The following is a 23737-nucleotide window of genomic DNA, read 5'->3' on the forward strand; positions in this document are numbered from 1 at the left end:
CTCAGGCGAAAAACAGGTCCGAGGGGTTTAGCCGTCTCCCTGCGAATCGCCAATGGCTGCCGCGCCCCTTGCCGTCAGGAACAGCCCTCGACCAGCTGTATCGACGGATCGCCCGCATGGATCGCTTTCACCTTGCCGTCGGCGCCGACCTCATAGCGAAGGCCGCGCGCCGCAGGATCGACGACATAGGCGGTGGAGCCGCCGCGCGACCAGACGAACAGATCCTCCGCAGGAGCCGGCTCATATTTGTGCGGCTGGGCGAAGACGGCGCCGCCATAGGCCTGTTTGATCGCCATGCCGTCGTCGCCGAGGCCGAAGCCGCGGTCGGTCTTGACCGTCGCCTCACGGGCGGCGGTGATCCGGGTCAGGACGCCGTTCTGAATCATGACCCTCACATCCGCGGGCGCCTTCGTGGGATGGAACTCGTCGCAGGTCTCGGGATCGGGGCCGCCGACCGCATTGGGCTGCGAATCCTCGCCCCAGACCTGAACCAGCTGGGCGCGTGTCATGCCGATCCGCGCGGGGCCCAGGCCCTCGCTGGTCAGGGCGTTAGGATCCGCGGGCGCTGGAGCGGCCTGAGGCGTCGAGGCCGGCGCGGCGGGCTTCGGCGCTGGTTCCTCTCGACGTTCACAGGCGGAGAGAGTCAAAAAAGCGACAGCGCTGACGGCGGCGAAACGGATCATCGACGAAGTCTCCCGAACAAGCTTCGCCGCCATGAACGCACGAAAACGGCGCGCGGATCACCGCGCGCCGTAAATCTCTTTGTCCGGTCGGCGACCGGGCCGGGAGGAAAAGACTAGTCTTCCTTCGGCGTCAGAACCTGACGGCCGCGATAGGTGCCGGTCTTCAGGTCGATGTGGTGCGGGCGCTTCAGCTCGCCGGTGTCCTTGTCCTCGACATAGACGTTCGAGGTCAGGGCGTCGTGGGCGCGGCGCATGTTGCGACGCGAGGGGGATACTTTGCGCTTCGGAACGGCCATGTCCGTCTCAATCTTCTAAGTCGGGCGCCGCCCAGAGCCGAAGCCTGTCTGGCGCGAAAACAATAGCGGCGGCCCACCGGACCGCCACGCGAGGCGCGGCTTATGCATGAACCGCGCGACGATTTCAAGGCGTTTAAGCGGGCGTCAGGCGGCGGACGATCTTGGCCGGATTGCCGACCACCACGACGTCCGCCGGAACGTCTCGGGTCACCACGCTGCCCGCCCCCACCACAGCCCGATCACCGATGGAAACTCCCGCAAGCACGATCGCGCCGCCGCCGATCCAGACATCGTCGCCGATGACGATGGGCCGGGCGGATTCCCGTCCCCGTCGTTCGGCGGCGTCCAGCGGATGTTCGGGCGTCAACAGCTGTACGCCGGGACCGGCCTGGAAGTTGTCGCCGATTCGGATCTCGGCGCAGTCCAGAAACACGCTGTTGGCGTTGACGAAGGCGTTCGACCCGAAATGGATATTGACCCCATAGTCGCAGTAGAAGCCCGGCATGATGATCGCCGCGCCGTCCGACGCCCGGACCAGTTGGTTGACCAGGGCGCGACGCCGGTCTCGATCCGGTTCGGCGTTGATGGCGACGGTCAGGGCCACGGCGCGGGCGCGGCCGTCGCGCAGGTCCGGATCGCCCGGATCATAGGGCAGGCCGGCCAGCATCTTTTCTCTTTCTGTCATGCGGCCTCCGTCAGGGCGGCGGCCACGGCCTCGCCGATGGCCAGGGAGCTGGTCAGACCTGGGCTTTCGATGCCGAACAGAGCCATCAGCCCCTCCATGCCGTGGCGCTCGACCCCGTGCAGTTGGAAGTCCGGCTGCGGCTCGCCAGGCCCGTGCAGCTTGGGCCGAATGCCCGCGTAGTCCGGGGTCAAAGCTCCATCAGGCAGCCCCGGCCAGAAGCGACGGATATAGCCGGCGAACTCTTCCGCCTTGGCCGGATCGACCGAATAGTCCTCGCTCTCGACATAGGCCAGGTCCGGGCCGAACACCGCCTGACCACCCAGGTCCTTGCGATAGTGGGTGCCCAGGGCGCCGGGAATCGGCGGCGGATAGATCAGCCGGTCGAACGGCGCCTTGCCGACCAGCCGGAAATAGACGCCCTTGCCGAAATGGCCGGCGGGGATGTCCTCTGCCGGATAGCCCTCGATCGCCGCCGCCACGGCCTGGGCCGCCAGACCGGGCGCCGTGACCAGCAGACGGCTGGAGACCGCCATCGCCCCCTCCCCGCCCACGCGGATCGTGAAGCCGCCGCCCGGCAGGGGCTCTGCGCCCTCGAACGGGGCCGAAACCACGACCGATCCGCCCGCATCCTCGATCTCGCCCTGCAGGGCCAGCATATAGCCGTGGCTGTCGAACAGGCCGCTCTCGGGCGACAGGATGGCGGCGTGGGCGTTCAGTTCCGGCTCCAGCGCCCGCGCCTGGGCGCCGGTCAGGTGGTCCAGCCCCTCGACCCCGTTCGCCGTCGCCTGTTCGAAGATGGCCTCGATCCGCTCGACCTCGGCCTCTTCGGTCGCCACGACCAGCTTGCCGCACTTCCAGTGATCGATCTTGTGAGTGGCCAAGAAGTCGTAAAGCGCCCGCCGCCCCTCGACGCAGAAGCGGGCCTTCAGCGAAGCGGTCGGATAATAGAGGCCGCCGTGGATCACCTCGGAATTGCGCGACGAGACGCCCTGGCCGACATGGCCTTCCTTCTCCAGCACCAGCACCGTCAGGCCCCGTTTCGACAACGCCCGACCGCAGGCCAGGCCTACGGCCCCGGCGCCCACGACGGTCGCGTCGAAATCGAAACTCATCGCCTGCCGTACCTCCGCATCGCCTCGGCCTCGAAACAGCCGATCAGCTTTTCCACCGCCCGGTCGAAATTGGCCGACAGCATCAGATCCAGCATGCGGGACTTGAAGGCGAAGTCGATCATGAACTCCAGCCGCGTCCCTTCGGGATGCGGGAAGAACTCCCACCGGTTCTTCAGATGTTTGAACGGCCCTCGCAGCAGACCGACCTCGACCTTGGGCGCATTGCGATCATGCCGGACCCAGGTGGAGAACCGCTCCTTCAGGAAGGAGAAGCCCACCCCCGCCTCGGCGTCCAGCACGGTCACGCCCTCGCCTTCGGCCCGCGCGTTCCAGACCCGCATCGAGGTGACCCAGGGCACGAAGTCGGGATAGGCGCGCACATCGGCGACCAGATCGGCAAGCTGTTCGGGCGCATAGGGAAGAATGCGCGTTACGCGGTGGACGGCCATACGGAATTTAGCGGCGCAGCTGCGCCTCGCGCGCGGCCTTCAGCCGGGCGAAGTCGTCGCCGGCGTGGTGCGACGAACGGGTCAGCGGCGACGACGACACCATCAGGAAGCCCTTGGCCCGGGCGATCGCCTCATAGGCCTTGAACTCTTCAGGGGTCACGAACCGGTCGATGGCGGCGTGTTTGCGCGTCGGCTGCAGGTACTGGCCGATGGTGATGAAGTCGACGCCGGCGGACCGCATGTCGTCCATCACCTGCATGACCTCTTCCTTGGTCTCGCCCAGGCCGACCATGATGCCGGACTTGGTGAACTGGTTCGGGTCGCGCTCCTTGACCATCTGCAACAGGCGCAGGCTGTGGAAGTAGCGGGCGCCGGGCCGGATCTTCAGATACAGGCGCGGAACGGTCTCGAGATTGTGGTTGAAGACGTCGGGCTTGGCGTCGATCATCACCGCCGCCGCCCCGTCCTTGCGCAGGAAGTCAGGCGTCAGGATCTCGATTGTGGTGTTCGGCGCCTGGAGGCGGATCTGGCGCACCACCTCGGCGAAGTGAGCCGCCCCGCCGTCGGCCACGTCGTCGCGGTCGACCGAGGTGATCACCACATGGTTCAGCCCCATCTGCGACACCGCCAGCCCGACCTTGCCCGGCTCCTCCGGGTCCAGCGGCTGGGGCAGGCCCGTCTTGACGTTGCAGAAGGCGCAGGCCCGCGTGCAGGTGTCGCCCATGATCATCAGGGTGGCGTGCTTCTGGCTCCAGCACTCGCCGATATTCGGGCAGGCCGCCTCTTCACAGACCGTGTGCAGCCCCTTGGAGCGAACGATGTCCTTGGTGTTGTTGTACTGGCCCGATCCGGGCGCCTTGACCCGCAGCCAGTCGGGCTTTTTCAGAACCACCGACTCCGGACGGTTCTGCTTCTCCGGGTGGCGCAGCTCCGACGGCTTGCGCTGAAGGGTGTCGATCAGGGTGACCATGGGCGGTATTTCGGCCTTCCCGCGCCCAATGGCAAGCCAAAGGCGGTTACAGATGATGGCGCGCCCGATCGCCGCCCCGGGAACTCACGCGACGTTACGCATCTTTTCAAGACGCCGTTGCGTCATTATTGACGGACGCCCGACAACAGAGAGGGCCTGTCGCGCCCTCCGCAGGAGACGCGTTTGCGCCAGGATCTGGACCCTTCGCTGTACGAGACCTCGCTGATCGACGCCCTGATCGAGGCGCGCGCCCGGTTCGGGGACAAGGAGATCCTTGAGGACCAGGATCGCCACCCCCTCACCTACACGGGCTTGATCCGCGCCGCCTTCGTTCTTGGCCGCAAGATCGCGAAGATGACCGAGCTGGGCGAGCGGGTCGCCATCCTGCTGCCCTCGTCCATGGGCGTGGTCGTCACCTTCTTCGGCCTGCACGCCCACGGCCGCGTGCCGGTCATGCTCAACTTCACCGCCGGCGAGGCCAATCTGAAGGCCGCCATCAAGGCCTCGGGCGTCAAGAAGGTCCTGACCGCCAAACGCTTCATCGACCAGGCCAAGCTGGACGACCTGATCGCCGAACTGAAGACGGTGGCCGAAATCGTCTGGCTGGACGACGTGCGCAAGACCATCGGGCTTCAGGACAAGCTGTACGGCCTCGCCGCCGGCGCCGCGCCAAAGCGGTTCCGCGTCAAGACCGACCCTGACGCGCCGGGCGTCGTCCTGTTCACCTCGGGCAGTTTCGGCACGCCAAAGGGCGTGGTTCTGAGCCAGAAGAACCTGGTCGCTAACGCCCGACAGGTCGCGGCCCATATCGACCTTCTGCCGGAATGGGTGATGTTCAATCCCCTGCCGACCTTCCACTGTTTCGGCCTGACCGGCGGCGTCGTCCTGCCCCTGCTCCAGGGTCTGAAGGCCTTCCAGTACCCTTCGCCGCTTCACGCCAAACAGATCACCGACCTGCTGCCCCAGGTGAAGGCGTCCATTCTTTTCGCGACCGACACCTTCCTCAGCCATTACGCCCGGGTCGCCGAGCCCGGCGACTTCGCCACCCTCAAATTCGCCGTCGCCGGCGCCGAAAAGGTGCGCGAGGAGACCCGCAACCTGTTCAACACCAAGTTCGGCGGCGTCGAACTGCTGGAAGGCTACGGCGCGACCGAGGCCTCGCCTGTGGTGGCGGTCAACCATCCCGACCGCAACGCCCCCGGCACGGTCGGTCAGATCCTGCCCGGCATGGACTGGAAGCTGGAGCCGGTTGAAGGAATCGACGAGGGCGGCCGGCTGTTCCTGAAGGGGCCCAACATCATGAGCGGCTATGTCACGGCCGCCGAGCCCCTGGCCTGGGATGCGGTGGGCGACGACTGGCTGGACACCGGCGACATCGTCGATGTCGACGCCGAGGGCTATGTCACCATCAAGGGGCGCGCCAAACGCTTCGCCAAGATCGGCGGCGAAATGGTCTCCCTCACGGCGGTCGAGAGCATAGCCGGTGCGGTCTGGCCGGACCAGCGTCACGCCGTCGTCTCCATTCCAGACACCCGAAAGGGCGAAAAACTGGTCCTGGTCACCGACCACGCCGGGGCCGAGGTGGCGCCCCTGGCGGAATGGGCCCGCGCCAACGGCGCGCCTGAGCTGATCGTCCCCAAGAAGATCGTCAAGGTCGCCGAGGTCCCTGTCCTGGGCACCGGCAAGACTGATTATGTGACGATCCAGAAGATGGTCGAGGGCGACAAGGCGGCGTGATCGGGCTCACCCGATCCGCACCCCCGTCATCGAGATCGAACCGCCGTCGATCCGGTCGTTGAAGAAGCTCACCGCCTCCCCGACCGCCTGCTGGGCGGCCACATAGAGCACGGGCAGGAAGTGCTCGTCGGTCGGCACGCTCAGCTGGGCGTCCTCGGCCAGACCGACCCAGTCGATCAGGGCCTCATGGTCGCCGCGCTCGAACGCCGCCTTCACCGCCTCATTGAACCCGGTCGCCCAGGCGTAGGGTTCTGCCCCTTCCTCGCGCTTCCAGGTGCGCAGATTGTGGACGAAGTCGCCCGAGCCGGCGATCACGATTCCCTCGTCCCGCAGCGGTCTCAGGGTCCTGCCCAGCTCGTAATGCTGGCGCGGCGTCAGCTCGCGGTTCAGCGACAACTGGACCACCGGCACATCGGCCTCTGGCCAGACATGGCAAAGCACCGACCAGGTCCCGTGATCCAGGCCCCACTGCGTCGTCTGCACCGCCCCGGTCAGGTCCGCGACTCGGGCCGCCAGGGCTGGCGAGCCGGGCGCGGGATACTGCATCTCGTGAAGTTCGCGCGGGAAACCACCGAAATCATGGATGGTCTCGGGCTTCTCCTGCGCCGTGACGCCCAGCCCGCGCGTCTCCCAGTGGGCGGAGATCATCACCATCCCCTCGGGCTTGCCCACGGCCTCGCCCAGGTCGCGCCAGGCGGCCCCGTAGGGACCGCCCAGGGCGTTCATCGGCGAACCGTGACCGAAGAAGAGCGCGGGCTGGCGCATCGGATCAGCCGTGCAGCTTCTTGGCCAGTTCGGCGATATGCTTGCCCTGGAAACGGGCGCCGTCCAGCTCGATCTCGCTGGGCATGCGCGAGCCGTCGCCGCCCGTGATCGTCGTCGCCCCATAGGGCGAGCCGCCGTGCACCGCGTCCAGGGTCATCTGGGCCTGGAACGAATACGGCAGACCGACCACCGGCATGCCGTGGTGCATGAAGAAGTTGTGCAGACCCTGGAAGGTGGTCTCCTGACCGCCGTGCTGGGTCGCGGTGGCGGTGAAGGCGCCGCCGATCTTGCCGATCAGGGCGCCGGTGAACCACAGGCCGCCGGCCTGGTCCAGGAAGGCGCGCATCTGAGAGGCGGCCGAGCCGAAGCGGGTGCCGGCGCCGATGATGATGGCGTCATAGTCCTTCAGGTCGTCGATCTTCGCGATCGGCGCCTTCTGATCCAGCTTGTAGTGCGAAGCCTTGGCCAGCTCTTCCGGCACGGTCTCCGGCACGCGCTTGATGTCGACCACGGCGCCTTCGACCTGACGCGCGCCTTCGGCGACGGCTTCGGCCATGATTTCCAGATGGCCGTAGGTCGAGTGGTAGAGGACGAGAATCTTGGGCAAGGGAGGACTCCGTTGAATGTCACGGCCGTCATTCGCAACAACGACCGTTGCTAACTTGGCGTCTCGCTTGACGCCATGCAAGCCCCCTCTCGGCTTTCGCGATGGTTTCGGTCAAAAACTGAAATGAAAACCGGAGGCTCGTCCAACCGGCTCAGGGCGCGAACGAAGGATCCCAGGGCCGCACATATTCCCAGTGCCAGGGTTCATAGACATAGGGGACGAAGCCGAACCGCCCGGCGTTGGCGACCAGCCAGCGATAGGTCGCCCCGCGCGCCATATATTCGCGACTGGCCGCCGCCGTCGAGTCGACGCCCCGGCCCGGCGCCTGGCCGACGTACAGATCGACCGCCGCGCCCGTCCGGTGGGGCGAACAGACGGCGCGGCGCAGGCCGTCGCAATTGCCCTGCTGGGCGCAGCGGGCGGCGTCCGCCTCGGGGTCCCGGAAGCCTGAGAAGATCTGCAGCAGTTCGGGATCGGCGGCGATCTCGGGAACCTCTGCCCGTGCGGCGGCGACCATCCGGCGATAGGCGTCCAGCACGTCACGCCGCAACAGCCGGGTCAGCCGGTCGGCGTGCTCTTCTGACGCGACCAGATAGCCCAGTTGGTTGATCGGCGGCGGATCAGGGCATTCGCCACGGATCCGCGCCATCACGAAAGGCCGCCGCTCCTGCCACAGCCCGCGCAACACCTGGAAGGTCCCGGCGTCGAACAGGCCTGTCGGCGCCAGGCCGTGGGTCTGCTGGAATCCCGCCAGTTGTGAGGCGAAGACCGGCGTACCGGGGCCGCACTGGGTGTGCAGCTCCTGCTGGATCAGGGGCGCATAGGCCATCCACCCAAATTCTGTCGCCCCGAACGGCGCCCACTCCAGTCCATAGGCCGAGGCCGCATTGGCCAGGGCCTCCTCGCCCCAGACGTCGGCGTTGGTGTGGCAGGGCCCCGCCGCGCGCGCTACGCCGGCGAAGGCCAAGACCAGCCAGAGAGTCAGGAACGCGAGACAGCTTCGCCACATGCCCCCAGCAAGCCTCAAGCGGCCCTCAGGAGCAAGCGCGCAGACGGCCGTCCGCCCGAATCCGACTCCGCTCCCGCGTCCAAACCTGCAATCTTGCGTCGGCCCGACTCATCCGGGCTGTCCCGGACCCGTCGCATGACCGCCGCCGCCGCGCCCCGTCGCTCCAACGCCGTGCTCGCCGCCTTCTCCGGCCCCTGCCTGCCGCTGGCGGCCTTCGGCGTGGCCCTGCCCGTCACCCTGCCGGAGTTCTACGCCACCTATGTGGGTCTGGAGCTGGGCGTGGTCGCGACCGTCTTCATGGCCGTGCGGCTGATCGACATCGTCTTCGACCCCTTCCTCGGCTGGGGCATGGACAAGACCCGGACCCGTTTCGGTCGCTACCGCCCCTGGATGGCCCTGGCCACCCCCATGCTGATGCTGGCGGCCCTGATGATGTTCGTCCTGGTCCAGCCGGGCGCCCCGGCGGTCTATCTGTTCGGCTGGCTGCTGTTCCTCTACCTGGGCTTCTCCATCGGCACCCTGGGCCAGCTGGGCTGGGCCGCCGTCCTTGCGCCCCAGTATGACCAGCGCAGCCGCGTCTACGGCTGGTGGCAGGTATTCAACATCATCGGGGTGGTGCTGATCCTGGTTCTCCCGACCGTGGTGGTCCAGACCGGCATCGGAACCTATGCCGACGGGGTGCGGATCATGGGCTGGGGCATCATCATCGCCCTGCCGGTCACCATCGGCCTGGCCATGGTCGCCGTGCCCGAGCCCGTCACCGCCGGGGACCAACCGCACGGCAGCCTCGGCGCCTATCTGGCCCTGCTGAAGACGCCCGTGGTGCGCAAGCTGCTGATCGCCGATCTGCTGCTGGGCGTGGCGCCGGGCATCACCGGTTCGCTGCTGTTCTTCTTCTTCGGCCAGATCCGCGGCTACGACCACACCGAGGCCGGGCTCTTCATGCTGTTCTATTTCGTCGCCGGCCTGTGCGGCGCTCCCTTCTGGGCCTGGCTGGCGACCCGTGTCGGCAAGGACCGGGGCCTGGCGATCGCCAGCCTCGTCTCGGCCGTCCTCTATATCGGCGCCACCCTGGTCCCCGGCGGCAATTTCGCCCTGACCGCCGTGGTCATGTTCATCGCCGGCCTGCCCTACGCCGCCGGCCTGTTCCTGACCCGCGCCATGATGGCCGACGCCGGCGATCAGGAGCGGTTCGAGACGGGCGTCGACCGCACCGGCCTGATGCTGTCCATCCTCTCGGCCACCACCAAGATCGGCCACGTCCTCGCCCTGCTCCCCTATTTCGTCCTCGAAAAGGTCGGCTTCCGCGCCGTGCCCGGGCCGAACGGCAACAGCGACACCTCCCTTCTGACGCTTCAGATCCTGTTCATCGCCGTCCCCGGCCTGCTTCTGGCCCTGACTGCCTGGGTGCTGAAGAACTATCCGCTGACCGCCGCGCGCCATAACGAGATCCGCAAGGCCCTGGACGCCCGCGACGCGGAGGCGCGGGCATGAGGCCGATCGACCGGCTTCTGTCCATCATGGAGCGGCTGCGCGACCCGGACGGCGGCTGCCCCTGGGACGTGGAGCAGACCTTCGCCACCATCGCCCCCTATACGATCGAGGAGGCCTACGAGGTCGCCGACGCCATCGAGCGTAACGATCTGGTCGAACTGAAGGGTGAACTGGGCGACCTGCTGTTCCAGGTCGTCTTCCACGCCCGCATGGCCGAGGAACAGGGCCTGTTCGCCTTCGACGACGTGGTCACGGCCATCGCCGACAAGCTGGAACGCCGCCACCCCCATGTCTTCGGCGACGAAGCCCAACGGACTTCAAAAGAACAGACCGTGGCCTGGGAAGCCATCAAGGCCGCCGAACGCAAGGACCGCAAGAAGCCCGGCGTCCTCGACGATGTCCCCGTCGGCCTGCCCGCCCTGACCCGCGCCGCCAAACTGACCAAACGCGCCGGCCGCGTCGGCTTCGATTGGCCCTCGACCGACGAGGTGTTCGACAAGCTGGCCGAAGAGGTCGAGGAGCTGCGCGTCGAGATCGCCGCCGGCGATCAGGCCAAGGCCCGCGAGGAGCTGGGCGACCTGCTGTTCGTCGTCGCCAACCTGGCCCGCAAGCTGGATGTCGAGCCCGAGGATGCGCTCCGCGCCGCCAACGCCAAGTTCGTGCGCCGTTTCGGCTTCATCGAGGCGGAACTGGCCAAGTCCGGCCGCACCCCCGACCAATCGACGCTGGAGGAGATGGACCGCCTCTGGGACGCCGCAAAGGCGGCCGAGAAGGCCGGCTCGTCCTCCTGAGCCGCCGCATGACCTACGACCTGATCATCTTCGACTACGACGGCGTGGTCGCCGACAGCGAGGTGCTGAACAGCACCGTCATGGCCGAGCAGCTGACCGCCATCGGCCTGCCCACCAGCCTGGACGATGTCCTCGCCGCCTATACGGGCCGGCGCTGGCGCGACAACCGGCCGGTGGTCGAGGCGGCCCTGGGCCGGCCCTGCCCGGAGGATTTCCACACCACCTGGTTCGCTGCCTGCCGGGCCCGCGCCCCGCTCCATCTGAAGCCCGTGCCCGGCCTGATCGACTTCGTCGCCGCCCGGTCCGAGGCGCGCTGCATCGCCTCGTCCAGCGGCCCTGACTGGATCGGCGTCGGCCTGGACCTGTTCGGCCTGACCGATCATTTCGACGGCGCCGTCTTCACCGGCCTGGCGGTCGAGCGCGGCAAGCCCCACCCCGACATCTTCCTGCACGCCGCCGAAAGCATGGGTGTCGATCCGGGCCGCGTCCTGGTCATCGAGGACAGCGAGGCGGGCGTCACAGCCGGGGTCGCCGCCGGCATGACGGTGGTGGGCCTGACCGCCGGAGGCCATGTCCGCGACGGCCACGCCGACCGTCTGGTCGCCCGCGGCGCCCACCATATCGCCGACAGCTATGCGGCGGTCGCGGCCTTCATGGACCGCTGAGCGTCAAAGGTAGCGCAGTTCCTGCAGATCGACCTCGCGGATCATCTTGCGCGCCGTCACCTCGTCCAGCCGGCGTAAGCGCGCCATCCGGCCGAGCTCTTCCCGCTCCGCCGCGAGCGCCGCCAGCCAGAGCTTGCGCTCCACCTGATCGATCTTGCGCGCCACGGCCGCGTCGTCTTCTTCGGTGCGGGTATGGGTCTCGATGCGGCGGCGATAGATCTCCATGATCCGACTGGCGACGTCGGAATAGAGGTCAGGGTTGGCCTTGCCCTCGGCCATGGCGTGGGACGCATCCTCCAGGGCGCGCAGGGCGGCCGAGGCGGCAGCGACGCGCCCTCTGTCCTCTTCCCGCTCCTGTGACGGTTCGGGGGGCAGCTCCACCCCCTTCATCAGACGCGGCAAGGCGAAGGTGGCGAGCAGCAGGGAGACGATGATCACCCCAGCCGCCAGGAAGATCGCCAGATTGCGGGACGGCATCGGCGAGCCGTCCGCGAGGAAGAAGGGCACGGTCAGGATGCCCGCCAGGGTGATGGCGCCCCGCACCCCCGCCAGAGACATGACCATGGTCAGCCGCAGTCCGACCTTGGGCGGCGGCCCGCGATGGCGGCGCCGAAACAGGGTCAGCCTCAGCGACGTCCACACCCAGACGAAACGCAAGGCCGCTAGGGCCGCGACAATGGCCAGGACATAGACAGCCAGCCACCAGACCTCGGGCCGGCTGGTGCCCCGCACCACCTCGGCCGCGCGCGCCATTATGGAAGGCATCTGCTGGCCCAGAATCACGAAGATGATGCCATTGGCGACGAACTGGACCGTGTCCCACACCACCCCGCGCCGGATACGGGTCATGGCCAGGGACTGGCCGCCTACGCCGCCGCCCCGCTCGGTGAAGCTCATGGTCACGCCCGCCGCCACGGCGGCCAATATGCCCGACGCCCTCAGCTCTTCCGCGACCAGATAGGCGGCGAAGGGGATCAGCAGGCTGACCAGGATCTGCGCCCCGACATCCTCGCCCCAGCGCCGACTGACGAAACCCTTAACGTAGCTGATGGCGATTGTGACCAGCACGCCCGTCGCCACCCCGACCACAGACAGCCAGGCGAAGGTCGCCACCGCCCCGCCCAAGGAAAAGGCGCCGGTGGTCGCCGCCACGACCGCGATCCGCATACAGGTCAAGCCCGTGGCGTCGTTCAGCAGCGACTCCCCTTCCAGAATATGCATCAGCCGCTTGGGTATCGGGGCCCGCGCAGCGATGGCCTGGACGGCGATTGGGTCGGTCGGAGACAGGATCGCCGCCAGGGCGAAGGCCACCGGCAAGGGCATCTCGGGGATCATCCACCAGATCATGAAGCCCAGGCCGATGACGGTGAACAGCACCAGCCCCAGGGCCAGTTCCAGGATCACGGCCCGGTCGCGAAACAGGGCCTCCTTGGGGATGCGCCAACCGTCCAGAAACAGCAGGGGCGGCAGGAACAGCAGAAAGAAGATGTCCGGCTTCAGATCGACCGTCGTCCCGGTCGCCAGGACGATGGCGGCCCCCAGACCGATCTGCACCAGCGGCAGGGCGATACGGGTGATCCGCGCGACCGATCCCGACACCACGACGGCCAGAAGCAGCAGCAGGACGGTCTCGATCAGATGCATGGTTCAGTCGGTCAGGCCGGGATACAGGCGCTCGAACCGCCCCAGGGCGGCAGGATGAAGCCTCACTGTGACATGGGTGCGGCCATCCTCCTCCGCGTCCCGCCTCGTCACCCGGCCATGTTCATAAAGCCAGGCCAGCGCCTCGCCCTGTTCGGGCGACAGGGTCAGGCGCGTCTCCGGATCGTCGTCGATCAGGCCGGCGATGGTCTGGCGCAGGCGTTCGATCCCCTCGCCCGTCCAGGCCGAGACGGCGACCGCCTCGCCGTCCTTGGCCAGACGTTCGGCCTGACCAAGAATGGTTTCGTGGGCCTCCTCGTCCAGCAGGTCGATCTTGTTCCAGACCTCCAGCACCCGGCGGGTCTTGCCCTCGGGGGTCTCGATCTGTTTCAGCACGGCCTCGACGTCCTTGGCCTGGGCGTCGCTGTCGGCCGAGGCGATGTCGCGGACGTGCAGGATCAGATCGGCCTCGCCGACCTCTTCCAGAGTGGCGCGGAAGCTTTCGACCAGTTCGTGCGGCAGGTCGGAGATGAAGCCGACCGTATCGGCCACAATGGCCGGGCGGCCCTGCGGCAGGCGGATGGTGCGCTGGGTCGTGTCCAGGGTGGCGAACAACAGATCCTTGGCGAAGACCTCCGATCCCGTAAGCCGGTTGAACAGGGTCGACTTGCCGGCGTTGGTGTAGCCGACCAGGGCGATGGTCGGAAACGGGACCTTCTGGCGCTGTTTGCGATGCAGGCCGCGCGTGCGGCGCACCTCCTCCAGCTCGGCCTTCAGCCGCACGATCCGGTCGGCGATCAGACGCCGGTCCAGCTCGATCTGGGTTTCGCCGGGACCGCCGGTCGAGCCGGTGCCGCCGCGCTGGCGCTCCAGGTGGGTCCAGGTCCGCACCAGGCGCGACCGTTCATAGTCGAGTCGGGCCAGTTCGACCTGCAGCCGGCCTTCCTTGGTCCGCGCGCGGCGGCCGAAGATTTCCAGGATCAGGCCGGTGCGGTCGATGACCTTCACCTCCCACGCCTTCTCCAGATTGCGTTGCTGCACCGGGGTCAGGGCGTCGTCGATGACGGCGACATCGGCCTCGGCTGCCCGCATCAGGGCGGCCAGCTCCTCGACCTTGCCGCTTCCGAACAGGGTCGCTGGCGCGACCTTGCGGACGCGCACGATCTCCTCGCCGCGGATATCCAGGTCCAGGGCGCGGGCCAGGCCGGACGCCTCCTCCAGCCGTTCTTCGGCGAGACGCGGCGATTCGGACCGGCCGTCAGGGTGGATGACGACCGCCCGCTGAACCGGGGCGGCGTGATCAATCAGTTTTTGGGTCAATCAATCGTCTTCGGCGTCGGGCTCGTACAGCTGCACGGGCGCGGACGGCATGATGGTGGAGATGGCGTGCTTGTACACCAGCTGGGACTGGCCATCGCGGCGCAGCAGCACACAGAAGTTGTCGAACCAGGTCACGATTCCCTGCAACTTGACCCCATTGACCAGGAAGATGGTCAGCGGCGTCTTGGTCTTGCGGACCGAGTTGAGGAAGGTGTCCTGAAGGTTCTGGCGTTTGTCTTGCGACATGGCAGGTTTTTCCTGTTCTTGGTTGTTCGTCGCCATGGGAGCGGCGTCGGGGCCGAACGGGCCGGCAGCGACCTTAGACGCCGCCTCCCCGCTCCGGCAACGCCCTAAATGGCCTCTCGACGCGCGCGTTCAAGATAGAGCCGCCGCAGCTTCAACGTAATCGGCCCCGGCTTGCCGTCCCCGATCTTGGTTCCGTCGATCGAAATCGCGGGGGTCACGAAAGCGCCGGCGGCCGTGAAGAAGGCTTCGCGCGCGCGCTTGACGTCCTCGACGCTGAAGGGGCGCTCGTCCAGTTCGAGGCCCTGTTCCTCGATCAGGGTCATCAGGGTGGTGCGCGTGCAGCCCTTCAGGATGTTGGCCTGGGTGTCGCGGGTGCGCAGCTTTCCGTTCTCATCCACGATCCAGGCGTTGGTCGAGGAGCCTTCGGTCACGAGGCCCATGTCGTCGACGAACCAGGCCTCATAGGCGCCGGCCTCCCGCGCCGCCTGTTTGGCCAGGATGTTCGGCAAGAGCCCCACCGTCTTGATGTCGCAGCGTCCCCAGCGGATGTCCGGCTGGGTCAGGACGGCGACGCCCTTTTTCGCCTGAGCTTCTCCTCGTGCGGGCGAGATGGACTTGGCGGTGACGATGACGCTGGGCGGCGTCCCCGGCGCGGGAAAGGGATGGTCGCGCCGCGCCGTGCCGCGCGTGACCTGCAGGTAGACGATGCCGTTCTTCACCCGGTTGCGCCGGATCGTCTCGCGCAGCACCCGCGTCAGGGCGGCGACCGACATGGGAATGTCGATGCGCAGTTCATTGAGGCTGCGATGCAGCCGCGTCATATGGCCGTCGAAATCCGCCAGCCGACCGTCGAACACGGACCAGACCTCATAGACCCCGTCGGCGAACTGAAAGCCCCGATCCTCCACATGGACCACGGCTTCGCCGTGCGGCTGATAGGTTCCATTCACATAGGCGACGCGGGACATCAGTCGGCCTCGTCCTCATCTCCGCCTCGCGCCGGAGAGACACCCAGCGACTTCAGCTTTCTATGCAGAGCCGACCGCTCCATGCCGATGAAGGCGGCTGTGCGGGAAATGTTGCCGCCGAAGCGCATGATCTGGGCGGCCAGATACTCGCGTTCGAACACCTCGCGCGCTTCGCGCAGCGGCAGGGCGATGGTGCGCTCCGCCCCCAGGCTGGAGGAAGGGCTGTTCGAGGTGGCGACCTCCTGCGGCAGCATGTCGGCGGTGATCGGCTCGTTCGGATCGCCTGTCGCCAGGATCAGCAGCCGCTCGATGTTGTTGCGCAGCTGGCGGATGTTGCCCGGCCAGGGATGGACCTGAAGCACCGCCACCGCGTCCTCGCCGACGATCCGGCGCGGCAGGCCCTGGGACGCGCTGATGGTCTCGACGAAATAGTCGACCAGTTCGGCGATGTCCTCGCGCCGCTCCGACAGGGCCGGCACCCGGATCGGCACGACGTTCAGGCGGTGGAACAGGTCCTCACGGAACCGGCCTTCGGCAATCTCCGTCTTCAGGTCTCGCGAAGTGGATGTGACGACGCGCACATCGACCTGCACGTCCTGTTCGCCGCCGACCCGACGGAAGCGCTGATCCACCAGAACCCGCAGGATGCGGCTCTGACTCTCACGCGGCATGTCGCTGATCTCGTCCAGATAGAGGGTGCCGTTGTGCGCCCGCTCGAACACCCCGATCTTGCGCGGCCGGCCGTCCTGTCCCTCTTCCCCGAACAGTTCGATGTCCAGTCGCTCGGGCGTCATTCCGGCGGCCGAGATGGCGACGAACTCGGCGCGCGCGCGCGGGCTGGCTTCGTGGATCTGACGCGCCACAAGCTCCTTGCCCGACCCGGCCGGACCGGAAATCAGCACCCGGCTGTTGGCCTGGGCCACCTTGGCGATGGTGCTGCGCAGGGCCTGGGCCGCCTGGGAGCGGCCGATCAGGCCGGACGGCGTCATCGTCTGCGCGCGCAGACGGCGGTTCTCGCGTTTCAGCGTCGCCGCCTCGATCGCCCGCTCGACCACCACCACCAGCCGATCCGACTTGAACGGCTTTTCGATAAAGTCATAGGCGCCGCGCTTCAGCGCGGTCACCGCCGTCTCGATATTGCCGTGGCCCGAGATCATCACCACCGGCAGGTCGAGGTCGATCTCCTTGACCACCTCCAGCAGTTCCAGCCCGTCCAGACCGCCGCCCTGCATCCAGATGTCGAGGATCGCCAGCGACGGCTTCCGTGCGCGGATCGCCGCCAGGGCCTCGTCGGAATTGGCGGCCACGCGCACGGCGTGCCCCTCATCCTCGAGCAGGCCCGAAACCAGATCGCGGATGTCCGCCTCGTCGTCGACGACCAGAATGTCGGAACCGGTAGGTCGCATCTTGCCTCGCTTATTCGGCGACGACGCTCTGGAGCTTGCGCTCCGTCGCATCGCCGGTCTTGCCGTGGGGTTTCAGGGGGAAGATCAGGCACACGCGGGCGCCGCGCAGGGTCTCGGCGTCCGCCAGCTTCAGCTCGCCGCCGTGGTCCTCGCAGATGCGTTTGACGATGGCCAGGCCCAGGCCCGTGCCCTTTTCGCGCGTGGTCACATAGGGTTCGATCAGGCGATCGCGGTCCTTGGCGGGAAGGCCGACGCCGTCGTCCTCCACCACAAAGACGGCCGTCTCGTTCTCGATGATCAGGGAGGCGATGATGGCCGCCGCATCGGGTCCGGGCGCTGCGCCTTCGGCGGCACGCCGCGCCGCCACGGATTCGCCCGCGTTCTTCAGGATGTTGACCAGCGCCTGTCCCACCATCCGGGCGTCGCACCGCAGGCTCGCCTTGGGCAGGGGCTCGATCAGGTCCACGCCGATGTCCGCGGCCGCCACCCGCTGGGCGAAAACCGCCTCTCGCAGCATTTCGGCGGGGTTGGCCGCCCCGAAACGCGGCGCGGGCATGCGGGCGAAGGACGAGAATTCGTCCACCATCCGGCCGATGTCCCCCACCTGGCGGATGATGGTGTCGGTGCAGCGGTCGAAGATCTCCACCTCGTCCACCTTGTCCCTGTATTTCCGCCTCAGCCTTTCAGCCGACAGTTGGATCGGGGTCAGGGGATTCTTGATCTCATGGGCGATACGCCGCGCCACGTCGCGCCAGGCGGCGTTGCGCTGGGCCGTGACCAGCCGGGTGATGTCGTCGAAGGTCAGCACCATCTCGCCGCCCTGACCGCCCTCGATGCGCACCCTCAGACGCAGGGTCTCGCCTTCGCGGCTCAGATCTATGTCCTCTTCGATATGGGCCTCGACCCGTCCGACCAGATCGCTGAGCTCGGGCGACAAGGTCGCCAGTTCACGGCCGAGAACCTCGGCTTCTTCGATGTGCAGCAGTTGCAGGGCGCTGTCGTTGATGGCCGAGATTCGTCCGCGCCGATCCAGACCGATCACCCCGGCGCTGACGCCGGACAGCACTGTCTCGATGAAGCGGCTGCGATCCTGGGCGTCTTCGCTGGCCGCCTTCAGCGCCGACTGCTGGGCCTGAAGATCGCCCGTCATACGGTTGAAGGCCTCCGACAGGGTGGCGATTTCACCCGGCGCCCCGTCGCTGTCCACCCGGGCGCTGAAGTCGCCCGCCGCCACCTGACCGGCCGCCTTCACCAGCCGCCCGATCGGGGCCGAAATACTGCTGGCCGCCGACATGCCCAGCCAGACCGCTCCAACCAGGACCAGCAGGGCGGTCTCCAGATAGCTGAGAATGAAGGCCGATTGGATCCGGGCGCGGCTCTCCTGGGCTTCGCGATAGGCCTGGATCGACTGGCTCGAAGCGTTCATTCGCGCCACCAGACCGTCCTGCAGCGGCCGCACCAGATAAAGATAGGCGTCGCCATAGGCTGGCAGGGCGATCAGGGAGCGCACGGTGTCCGGGTGCTGGGTCACGTCCGTCGGCGGCTTGCCGCCCTGGACGGCGTCTTCCAGATAGGAGCGCGGCGGAGCCAGATAGGGCGGCGCCCCCGGTCCTTCCGCTCGCGCCAGCACCTCCCGATCACCGTCAAGAATATAGATCGCGGGATAGCCGAAGATGTCTCCGATCTGGGCCAAGGCGTCGTTGAACTGGATCCGGTCGTCGAACAGGCCGCGGGCGCTGGTCAGTTGATCCGCGATCGTGACGAGATCCGCATCGACGGCTGTGGCGACGTCCTGGATGTAGGCGCGCCCGACCACGGCGCCGTTTTCGACCGAGGCCTGGACGTTCTGACTGAACCATTGATCGACCCCCCGCGTCACGAGCACACCGAAGACCAGGGCGATGAGAACCGCCGGAATCACCGCCACCGTCGAGAACAGGGCCACGAACCGCAGGTGCAGGCGCGAACCCGCTTCGCTGGTGCTGCGGGCTAGGACCAGGACGCGACGTCCCACGATGAAGGCCAGACCCGAAATCAGGATCAGATTGGCGATCAGGACGAACAGCACGATCTGACCGGCCGATCCTCGCGCAGCGCCGGCGCTGGCGCCCGGCGCCACCGCGACCAGCCATACCGCCGCCGCCGTGATGATGACGGCCAAGGCGTAGGCTAAACCGAAGCCCGCCCGCGCCCGCTCGGTTTCAAAACGCCCCCAGAACGACTCGTCGCCCGACGAAGGGTCGGTGCGAGAGGTCACGGCTGAGGGCGTATCCGTCATGCCACAGCAGTGTCCGCGAACTGTGGCGGCGTTTCAACAGCCGAATTGAAACAGTCAGGTAAATTTCGCCGCCACAGCCCCGCCATTTCCTGCTCGACGGCCGCGGGATCGTCCAGGCGGCAAATTCTTGCCTTGGCCTCGCGACGGTGTTGCGGATCGGCCGGCCAGGGCGCCTGTTCGATGTACCAGCCCAGATGTTTGCGGAACATCTTCAGCCCCAGCGGCAGGCCGTAGAAGTCGATCGAGGCCCTCAGATGGTGGATCACGATCGCCAGTCGCGCCTCCGGCCCCGGCTCCTGGGGCGCCGTCACGCCGCTCAGCGCCTGTTCCAAATGGGCCGCCAGCCAGGGCCGGCCGTAGACGCCTCGTCCCAGCATCAGACCGTCGGCGCCGGACCGCTCAAGGGCCGTGCGCGCGTCTTCAGGCGTGACGATGTCGCCGTTGACGATGACGGGAATGCGAACGGCCGCCTTTACGGCGCCCACGGCGTCCCAGTCCGCCCTTCCGGTATAGAACTGCTGGCGGGTTCGTCCATGGACCGTCACAGCCCTCACACCGAGCGCCTCGGCCCGCACAGCCAGATCCGCGGCGTTTCGGCTGTCGTCATCCCAGCCCAGCCGCATCTTGACCGTGACCGGACGGCCGGTGGCCCTCACCACGGCCTCCATGATGCGACAGGCCAGGTCAGGCGTCCGCATCAGGGCCGATCCGGCGGCCGAACCCGTCACCTCCTTTGCGGGACAGCCGAAGTTCAGATCGACGATGTCCGCACCGGCCTGTTCGGCCATGCGCGCCCCCTCGGCCATCTGGCCCGGATCCCGCCCGACCAACTGGATCACGGTCAGCGGCAGGCCCGCGCCCACGGCGGCGCGCCGCACCACGTCGGGCCGAGCCCGCGCCAGCTCCTTGGCCGCCACCATCTCGGTCGCCACATAGGCCGCGCCCAGTTTGGAGGCTAGGATGCGGAACGGCAGATCGGTGACGCCGGTCATCGGCGCCATCAGCACGCGGCCGGGCACGGTGACGTCGCCGATGGTCAAGGACTTGGACATTCCCGCCTTTCGCCGCATTGCGCGCCCTTTCGTCAAGCGCGACAGCGGCGGATTGACGGTTTCCCCGCTGAACGTCGCGCTCTAGAAGACGTCATGATCTTCTCAGCCATCATTGTCGCGGCCGGTTCCGGAACGCGGGCCGGCGGCGAAAAACAGTGGCGGACCCTGGGCGGAAAGCCGGTTCTGCGCTGGTCCGCCCAAGCGCTTCTGGACGCCGGCGCCCAGGAGCTGGTCGTGGTCGTAGCCTCCGACGCTCGGGATCGCGCCGCCGAGGTGCTGGACGGGCTGACGGGGTGGCGCGCCGTGGTCGGCGGGACGACGCGGGCGGAGTCCGTTCGCGCAGGACTGGCGGCCCTCACCTGTCCCGGCGACCAGCCCGTGCTGGTCCACGACGCCGCCCGCCCGCTGTTGGACGCCCCCGTCATCGCCCGCGTCGTCGCCGCCCTGGATCAGGCCGACGGCGCCCTGCCCGTCCTGGCCGTCGCCGACAGCCTGCGCCGGGGATCGGACGGGCTGATGGCCGAGGCGGTGGACCGCGAGGACCTCTGGCGGGCCCAGACCCCTCAGGCGTTCCGCCGTGGGCTCCTGGAATCGGCCTATGCCGCCTGGAACCCGGCCGAGACCCCGACCGACGAGGCCGTGGTGGTGCGCCGTCACGGCGGCCGGATCGCCCTGGTCGCCGGCGACGCCCGGCTGATGAAACTCACCTATCCCGAGGATTTCGCCATGGCCGAGGCCCTGCTGTCGCAAGAGACCCGTTACCAGTCCCGCATGGGGACGGGTTTCGACGTCCATCGTTGGGGCCCCGGAGAATCAGTCTGGCTGTGCGGGATCGAAATTCCTCATGATCAGACCCTGATCGGCCATTCGGACGCCGACGCCGGGCTGCACGCCTTGACCGACGCCCTGCTGGGAGCGATCGCCGCCGGCGACATCGGCGATCATTTCCCCCCCACCGACCCGAAGTGGAAGGGCGCCGCCTCCGACCAGTTTCTGATCCACGCCGCCGAATTGGTGGCGGCGCGCGGCGGCCGCATCGTCAATGTTGACGTGACCCTGATCTGCGAACGTCCGAAGGTGAAGCCGCACCGGCAGGCCATGCGCGAACGGATCGCCGATCTGCTGGCCTTGCCGCTGGACTGCGTCAGCGTGAAGGCCACCACATCCGAAGGGTTGGGCTTCACCGGCCGAGGCGAAGGCTTGGCCGCCCAGGCGGCGGCGACGGTGGAGATGCCGGTCTCGGCCTGATCCGGCGCCTTCAGCGCGCGGCCAGCCGCATCTGCCGCACCAGGGCTCCGAACAGGTTCACGTAGTCGTCCGTCCACGGCCGCACCTCCGTGGGCGACAGCCTGCGCCAGCGCGGATCTTCGCGATAGGGCGCCAGGGCCGCTTCGCTCTTGCCGATCACCAGAGCCTCGGTCGAGGATTCCGCCATCAGCGGCGCGTCCGACCGTTCCCGATAAATCTGGTGAAGAGCCGGCGCCCCCAGGGCCGCGGCCGCCGCCTCGGCCGGCAGGGTGATGTCCAGATTGCGGTTGGACAGGTGCAGCACCACCACCCCGTCCGGCTTCAAAAGCCGCAGATAGCCGGCGATGGCCTCCTGGGTCAGCAGATGGGTCGGTACGGCGTCGGAGCTGAAGGCGTCGATGATCAGCAGGTCATAGGAACCGGCGGCCTCCCGCGCCATGGTCAGTCGGGCGTCGCCCAGCACCGTCCGGATCGGTCCTTCGGCGCAACCATTGATGAAGCTGAACCAGCGCGGATCGCGCGACAGCCTATCCACCATCGGGTCGATCTCGAAAAAGCTCATCTGGTCCTGGCGGCGCTTATAGGCCGCCATGGCCCCCGAGCCCTGGCCCACGACCCCGATCCGGGCGCCGTCCGGCCGGTGCGCCTGGGCCATCAGGGCCGCCTGCCCCAGAGGCGTCGCCGTGGCGTAATAGAGGGTTGGCGAGCAACGGTGCGGTTCCGACTGCGCCTGGGCGCCGTGCAGGGTGGTGCCGTGCATCAGCACATGAACCGGTCCCCCCAGACCCGCGACGTCGGTATCGGCCACACGCATGACCCCGAAGAAGCTGCGCTCCGTCAGGGCCCAGTCATAGCCCCGCGCGACATGGTAGCCGGACCAGACCATGGCTCCCAGAACGACGGTGAACATGATCGCCCGGTCCCTCAGCAGGAAGGCGAACAGGGCGGCGACGCCGATCACCGCCTGGGCGATCCGCACCAGTTCGGCGTCCGGGACGACCGCGCGAATGTCGGGGGCGTAGCGCACCAGGGCCAGACCCAGCGGTCCGGCAAGGGCGACCAGGCCCCCGATCACACAGGCGATGATCTCCCATCGCCGCACCTCGCCTTCGCCCCATGGCCGCAAAAGGCCGACGGCGACCAGCGCCAGCGGATATTCCCAGACCATGTTGAAGATCAGGGGCGCAATCAGGGCGTTGAAGACGCCGCCCAGGACGCCGCCCAGCGACAGCAGCAGATAGAATTCCGTCAGCCGGCCCGGCGCAGGACGCCGCTCGGCCATCCGCTGATGGCACATCAGGGCGCAGAAGAAGAAGGCTGTCAGATTGACGACGAAGACGAACAGCCACTCCGTGGTCCGAAAGGCGACCAGGGCGCAGCCGGCCGCCAGCACCCCCGCCTGGATCGCCAGCGTCAGGGGGAGCGGCAGGACCGGTCGGTTCTGAAAGGCGATGACAAAGGTCAGCAGATAGAGGGCCAGAGGAATGACCCAGAGGAAGGGCGCAGAGGCCACGTCGGTCGACAGATGCGCCGTCACACCCAGCATCAGGCTCGACGGAACGGCCGCCAGCAGGATCAGCAACCCCTTCTCGCGCCAGGCGATCAGCGGCCCCGCCTCCAGGGGCGCGGGCTCTGCCGCCGCACCCGTTCGGACCCCGCGGCCGGACCAGGCCAGGGCGCCCAGGCCGGCGACCATCACCAGGAACAGACCATAGCCCAGGCTCCAGCCCAGGCGCTGGAGCGAAAGACTGGCCAGGGGTTCGATCAGGACCGGATAGGCCAGCAGGGCCAGAAAACTGCCCAGGTTCGAAGCGGCATAGAGGACATAGGGGTTCTTCGCGTCCGCCTGGCCCGCCCGCGCCCGCGCATACCAGGCTTGAAGCAGGGGCGCGGTGGCCGAAAGAATGGCGAAGGGGGCCCCGATCGAGAGGGTCAGGGTCGCCAGAAGCCAGGCCGTGGGCGCGTTTGGATCGGGATCGCCCAGGACGCCGCTGATCCGCAGGGGCAAAGACAGGCCTGCGGCCAGCAGAAGCGCCAGATGAACCAGCACCTGAAGCCGCATCGACCCGATGCGCTGCAGGGCGTGGGCGTAGCCGTAGCCGGCCAGCAGCGCGGTCTGGAAGAAGACCATGGCGGCGTTCCACACCGACGGCGATCCGCCCAGGCTGGGCAGGATCAGCTTGGTCGCCATCGGCTGAACGACGAAGACCAGACAGGCCGAGGTGAAGACGGCCAGCGCGAACAGGAGAGGCGTCAGCCGCCCAGGGTTCGGGCGCGCCGCGCTTTCGGCTTGAACCACATCGGTCATGGTGCTG

General features: G+C 67.7%; 22 protein-coding genes. 5 read left to right on the forward strand and 17 right to left on the reverse strand.

Annotated elements, in window-relative coordinates; genetic code table 11:
• Window positions 1-74: 74 nt before the first annotated feature.
• The 6 genes from JL11_RS12190 to lipA all read right to left on the reverse strand — a co-directional run bounded on the left by JL11_RS12190 (window position 75) and on the right by lipA (window position 4195).
• Window positions 75-509 carry a hypothetical protein gene (locus tag JL11_RS12190; protein ID WP_227975928.1) on the reverse strand — a complete coding sequence of 145 codons (435 nt, stop codon included), beginning with the start codon at window positions 507-509 and terminating at the stop codon, window positions 75-77.
• Between the two features lie 287 nt (window positions 510-796).
• The gene (rpmF, locus tag JL11_RS12195; RefSeq protein WP_054765894.1) at window positions 797-979 is read right to left on the reverse strand and encodes a 50S ribosomal protein L32; all 183 of its coding nucleotides are present in this window, start codon (window positions 977-979) and stop codon (window positions 797-799) included.
• A gap of 133 nt (window positions 980-1112) precedes the next feature.
• A complete protein-coding gene (locus JL11_RS12200; protein ID WP_054765895.1) occupies window positions 1113-1664 on the reverse strand; it encodes a sugar O-acetyltransferase in 552 nt (183 codons plus the stop codon).
• Window positions 1661-2776 carry an NAD(P)/FAD-dependent oxidoreductase gene (locus JL11_RS12205; RefSeq protein ID WP_054765896.1) on the reverse strand — a complete coding sequence of 372 codons (1116 nt, stop codon included), beginning with the start codon at window positions 2774-2776 and terminating at the stop codon, window positions 1661-1663. Before JL11_RS12205 ends, JL11_RS12200 begins: the two co-directional genes overlap by 4 nt.
• The gene (locus tag JL11_RS12210) at window positions 2773-3225 is read right to left on the reverse strand and encodes a type II toxin-antitoxin system RatA family toxin (RefSeq protein ID WP_054765897.1); all 453 of its coding nucleotides are present in this window, start codon (window positions 3223-3225) and stop codon (window positions 2773-2775) included. The genes JL11_RS12205 and JL11_RS12210 overlap by 4 nt, the downstream gene beginning before the upstream one ends.
• Before the next feature lie 7 nt (window positions 3226-3232).
• On the reverse strand, window positions 3233-4195 hold the full coding sequence (lipA, locus tag JL11_RS12215; protein ID WP_054765898.1) for a lipoyl synthase: 963 nt from the start codon (window positions 4193-4195) through the stop codon (window positions 3233-3235).
• A 183-nt stretch (window positions 4196-4378) separates the two neighbouring features.
• Here lipA and JL11_RS12220 point away from each other — a divergent pair, with 183 nt between their 5' ends.
• Window positions 4379-5932, forward strand: a complete 1554-nt coding sequence (locus tag JL11_RS12220; protein ID WP_054765899.1) for an AMP-binding protein — start codon at window positions 4379-4381, stop codon at window positions 5930-5932.
• Window positions 5933-5938: 6 nt separating this feature from the next.
• On the opposite strand, the gene ygiD is transcribed toward JL11_RS12220, so the two are convergent.
• The 3 genes from ygiD to JL11_RS12235 form a co-directional block, all read right to left on the reverse strand.
• A complete protein-coding gene (gene ygiD, locus JL11_RS12225) occupies window positions 5939-6697 on the reverse strand; it encodes a 4,5-DOPA dioxygenase extradiol (protein WP_082382701.1) in 759 nt (252 codons plus the stop codon).
• Between the two features lie 4 nt (window positions 6698-6701).
• The gene (wrbA, locus tag JL11_RS12230) at window positions 6702-7304 is read right to left on the reverse strand and encodes an NAD(P)H:quinone oxidoreductase (RefSeq protein WP_054765900.1); all 603 of its coding nucleotides are present in this window, start codon (window positions 7302-7304) and stop codon (window positions 6702-6704) included.
• A 151-nt stretch (window positions 7305-7455) separates the two neighbouring features.
• Complete coding sequence (locus JL11_RS12235; RefSeq protein WP_054765901.1) at window positions 7456-8313, reverse strand: M15 family metallopeptidase; 858 nt, start codon at window positions 8311-8313, stop codon at window positions 7456-7458.
• A gap of 135 nt (window positions 8314-8448) precedes the next feature.
• On the opposite strand from JL11_RS12235, the gene JL11_RS12240 reads away from it, so the two are divergent.
• Genes JL11_RS12240 through JL11_RS12250 form a run of 3 tightly spaced genes read left to right on the forward strand, consistent with a single transcriptional unit; the run spans window position 8449 to window position 11263 of the window.
• Window positions 8449-9807 (forward strand): MFS transporter, encoded by a 1359-nt coding sequence (locus JL11_RS12240; protein WP_054765902.1) that lies wholly within the window; start codon window positions 8449-8451, stop codon window positions 9805-9807.
• A complete protein-coding gene (gene mazG, locus JL11_RS12245; protein WP_082382702.1) occupies window positions 9804-10598 on the forward strand; it encodes a nucleoside triphosphate pyrophosphohydrolase in 795 nt (264 codons plus the stop codon). The genes JL11_RS12240 and mazG overlap by 4 nt, the downstream gene beginning before the upstream one ends.
• 8 nt (window positions 10599-10606) lie before the next feature.
• A complete protein-coding gene (locus tag JL11_RS12250; protein ID WP_054765903.1) occupies window positions 10607-11263 on the forward strand; it encodes an HAD family hydrolase in 657 nt (218 codons plus the stop codon).
• Window positions 11264-11266: 3 nt separating this feature from the next.
• Here the strand turns inward: JL11_RS12250 and JL11_RS12255 are convergent, their stop codons facing one another.
• The 7 genes from JL11_RS12255 to dusB form a co-directional block, all read right to left on the reverse strand.
• The gene (locus JL11_RS12255) at window positions 11267-12907 is read right to left on the reverse strand and encodes a Na+/H+ antiporter (RefSeq protein ID WP_054765904.1); all 1641 of its coding nucleotides are present in this window, start codon (window positions 12905-12907) and stop codon (window positions 11267-11269) included.
• 3 nt (window positions 12908-12910) lie between these two features.
• A complete protein-coding gene (gene hflX / locus JL11_RS12260; protein ID WP_054765905.1) occupies window positions 12911-14224 on the reverse strand; it encodes a GTPase HflX in 1314 nt (437 codons plus the stop codon).
• Complete coding sequence (hfq, locus tag JL11_RS12265; protein WP_054766962.1) at window positions 14225-14470, reverse strand: RNA chaperone Hfq; 246 nt, start codon at window positions 14468-14470, stop codon at window positions 14225-14227.
• Window positions 14471-14574: 104 nt separating this feature from the next.
• On the reverse strand, window positions 14575-15438 hold the full coding sequence (locus tag JL11_RS12270; RefSeq protein ID WP_054765906.1) for a D-amino-acid transaminase: 864 nt from the start codon (window positions 15436-15438) through the stop codon (window positions 14575-14577).
• The gene (ntrX, locus tag JL11_RS12275; RefSeq protein ID WP_054765907.1) at window positions 15438-16844 is read right to left on the reverse strand and encodes a nitrogen assimilation response regulator NtrX; all 1407 of its coding nucleotides are present in this window, start codon (window positions 16842-16844) and stop codon (window positions 15438-15440) included. Before ntrX ends, JL11_RS12270 begins: the two co-directional genes overlap by 1 nt.
• Window positions 16845-16854: 10 nt before the next feature.
• Window positions 16855-19122, reverse strand: coding sequence for a sensor histidine kinase NtrY-like (locus tag JL11_RS12280; RefSeq protein WP_054765908.1), 2268 nt, complete (start codon window positions 19120-19122; stop codon window positions 16855-16857).
• Window positions 19119-20174, reverse strand: coding sequence for a tRNA dihydrouridine synthase DusB (dusB, locus tag JL11_RS12285; protein ID WP_054765909.1), 1056 nt, complete (start codon window positions 20172-20174; stop codon window positions 19119-19121). The genes JL11_RS12280 and dusB overlap by 4 nt, the downstream gene beginning before the upstream one ends.
• A 93-nt stretch (window positions 20175-20267) precedes the next feature.
• Here dusB and JL11_RS12290 point away from each other — a divergent pair, with 93 nt between their 5' ends.
• Window positions 20268-21422 carry a bifunctional 2-C-methyl-D-erythritol 4-phosphate cytidylyltransferase/2-C-methyl-D-erythritol 2,4-cyclodiphosphate synthase gene (locus tag JL11_RS12290; RefSeq protein ID WP_054765910.1) on the forward strand — a complete coding sequence of 385 codons (1155 nt, stop codon included), beginning with the start codon at window positions 20268-20270 and terminating at the stop codon, window positions 21420-21422.
• Between the two features lie 10 nt (window positions 21423-21432).
• Here JL11_RS12290 and JL11_RS12295 read toward each other — a convergent pair whose 3' ends face one another.
• Window positions 21433-23730 carry a spermidine synthase gene (locus tag JL11_RS12295; protein ID WP_054765911.1) on the reverse strand — a complete coding sequence of 766 codons (2298 nt, stop codon included), beginning with the start codon at window positions 23728-23730 and terminating at the stop codon, window positions 21433-21435.
• Between the last annotated feature and the right edge of the window lie 7 nt (window positions 23731-23737).

This window comes from Brevundimonas sp. DS20 (genome assembly GCF_001310255.1).
GTDB classification, from domain to species: domain Bacteria; phylum Pseudomonadota; class Alphaproteobacteria; order Caulobacterales; family Caulobacteraceae; genus Brevundimonas; species Brevundimonas aurantiaca.

Coding starts and splice junctions, on each gene's coding strand:
- JL11_RS12255 (WP_054765904.1), bottom strand. CDS start 12,907: ATGCATCTGATCGAGACCGTCCTGCTGCTGCTTCTGGCCGTCGTGGTG.
- rpmF (WP_054765894.1), bottom strand. CDS start 979: ATGGCCGTTCCGAAGCGCAAAGTATCCCCCTCGCGTCGCAACATGCGC.
- JL11_RS12210 (WP_054765897.1), bottom strand. CDS start 3,225: ATGGCCGTCCACCGCGTAACGCGCATTCTTCCCTATGCGCCCGAACAG.
- dusB (WP_054765909.1), bottom strand. CDS start 20,174: ATGTCCAAGTCCTTGACCATCGGCGACGTCACCGTGCCCGGCCGCGTG.
- JL11_RS12190 (WP_227975928.1), bottom strand. CDS start 509: ATGACACGCGCCCAGCTGGTTCAGGTCTGGGGCGAGGATTCGCAGCCC.
- JL11_RS12290 (WP_054765910.1), top strand. CDS start 20,268: ATGATCTTCTCAGCCATCATTGTCGCGGCCGGTTCCGGAACGCGGGCC.
- ygiD (WP_082382701.1), bottom strand. CDS start 6,697: ATGCGCCAGCCCGCGCTCTTCTTCGGTCACGGTTCGCCGATGAACGCC.
- lipA (WP_054765898.1), bottom strand. CDS start 4,195: ATGGTCACCCTGATCGACACCCTTCAGCGCAAGCCGTCGGAGCTGCGC.
- JL11_RS12270 (WP_054765906.1), bottom strand. CDS start 15,438: ATGTCCCGCGTCGCCTATGTGAATGGAACCTATCAGCCGCACGGCGAA.
- JL11_RS12240 (WP_054765902.1), top strand. CDS start 8,449: ATGACCGCCGCCGCCGCGCCCCGTCGCTCCAACGCCGTGCTCGCCGCC.
- JL11_RS12280 (WP_054765908.1), bottom strand. CDS start 19,122: ATGACGGATACGCCCTCAGCCGTGACCTCTCGCACCGACCCTTCGTCG.
- mazG (WP_082382702.1), top strand. CDS start 9,804: ATGAGGCCGATCGACCGGCTTCTGTCCATCATGGAGCGGCTGCGCGAC.
- JL11_RS12205 (WP_054765896.1), bottom strand. CDS start 2,776: ATGAGTTTCGATTTCGACGCGACCGTCGTGGGCGCCGGGGCCGTAGGC.
- JL11_RS12250 (WP_054765903.1), top strand. CDS start 10,607: ATGACCTACGACCTGATCATCTTCGACTACGACGGCGTGGTCGCCGAC.
- hfq (WP_054766962.1), bottom strand. CDS start 14,470: ATGTCGCAAGACAAACGCCAGAACCTTCAGGACACCTTCCTCAACTCG.
- ntrX (WP_054765907.1), bottom strand. CDS start 16,844: ATGCGACCTACCGGTTCCGACATTCTGGTCGTCGACGACGAGGCGGAC.
- JL11_RS12200 (WP_054765895.1), bottom strand. CDS start 1,664: ATGACAGAAAGAGAAAAGATGCTGGCCGGCCTGCCCTATGATCCGGGC.
- JL11_RS12295 (WP_054765911.1), bottom strand. CDS start 23,730: ATGACCGATGTGGTTCAAGCCGAAAGCGCGGCGCGCCCGAACCCTGGG.
- JL11_RS12235 (WP_054765901.1), bottom strand. CDS start 8,313: ATGTGGCGAAGCTGTCTCGCGTTCCTGACTCTCTGGCTGGTCTTGGCC.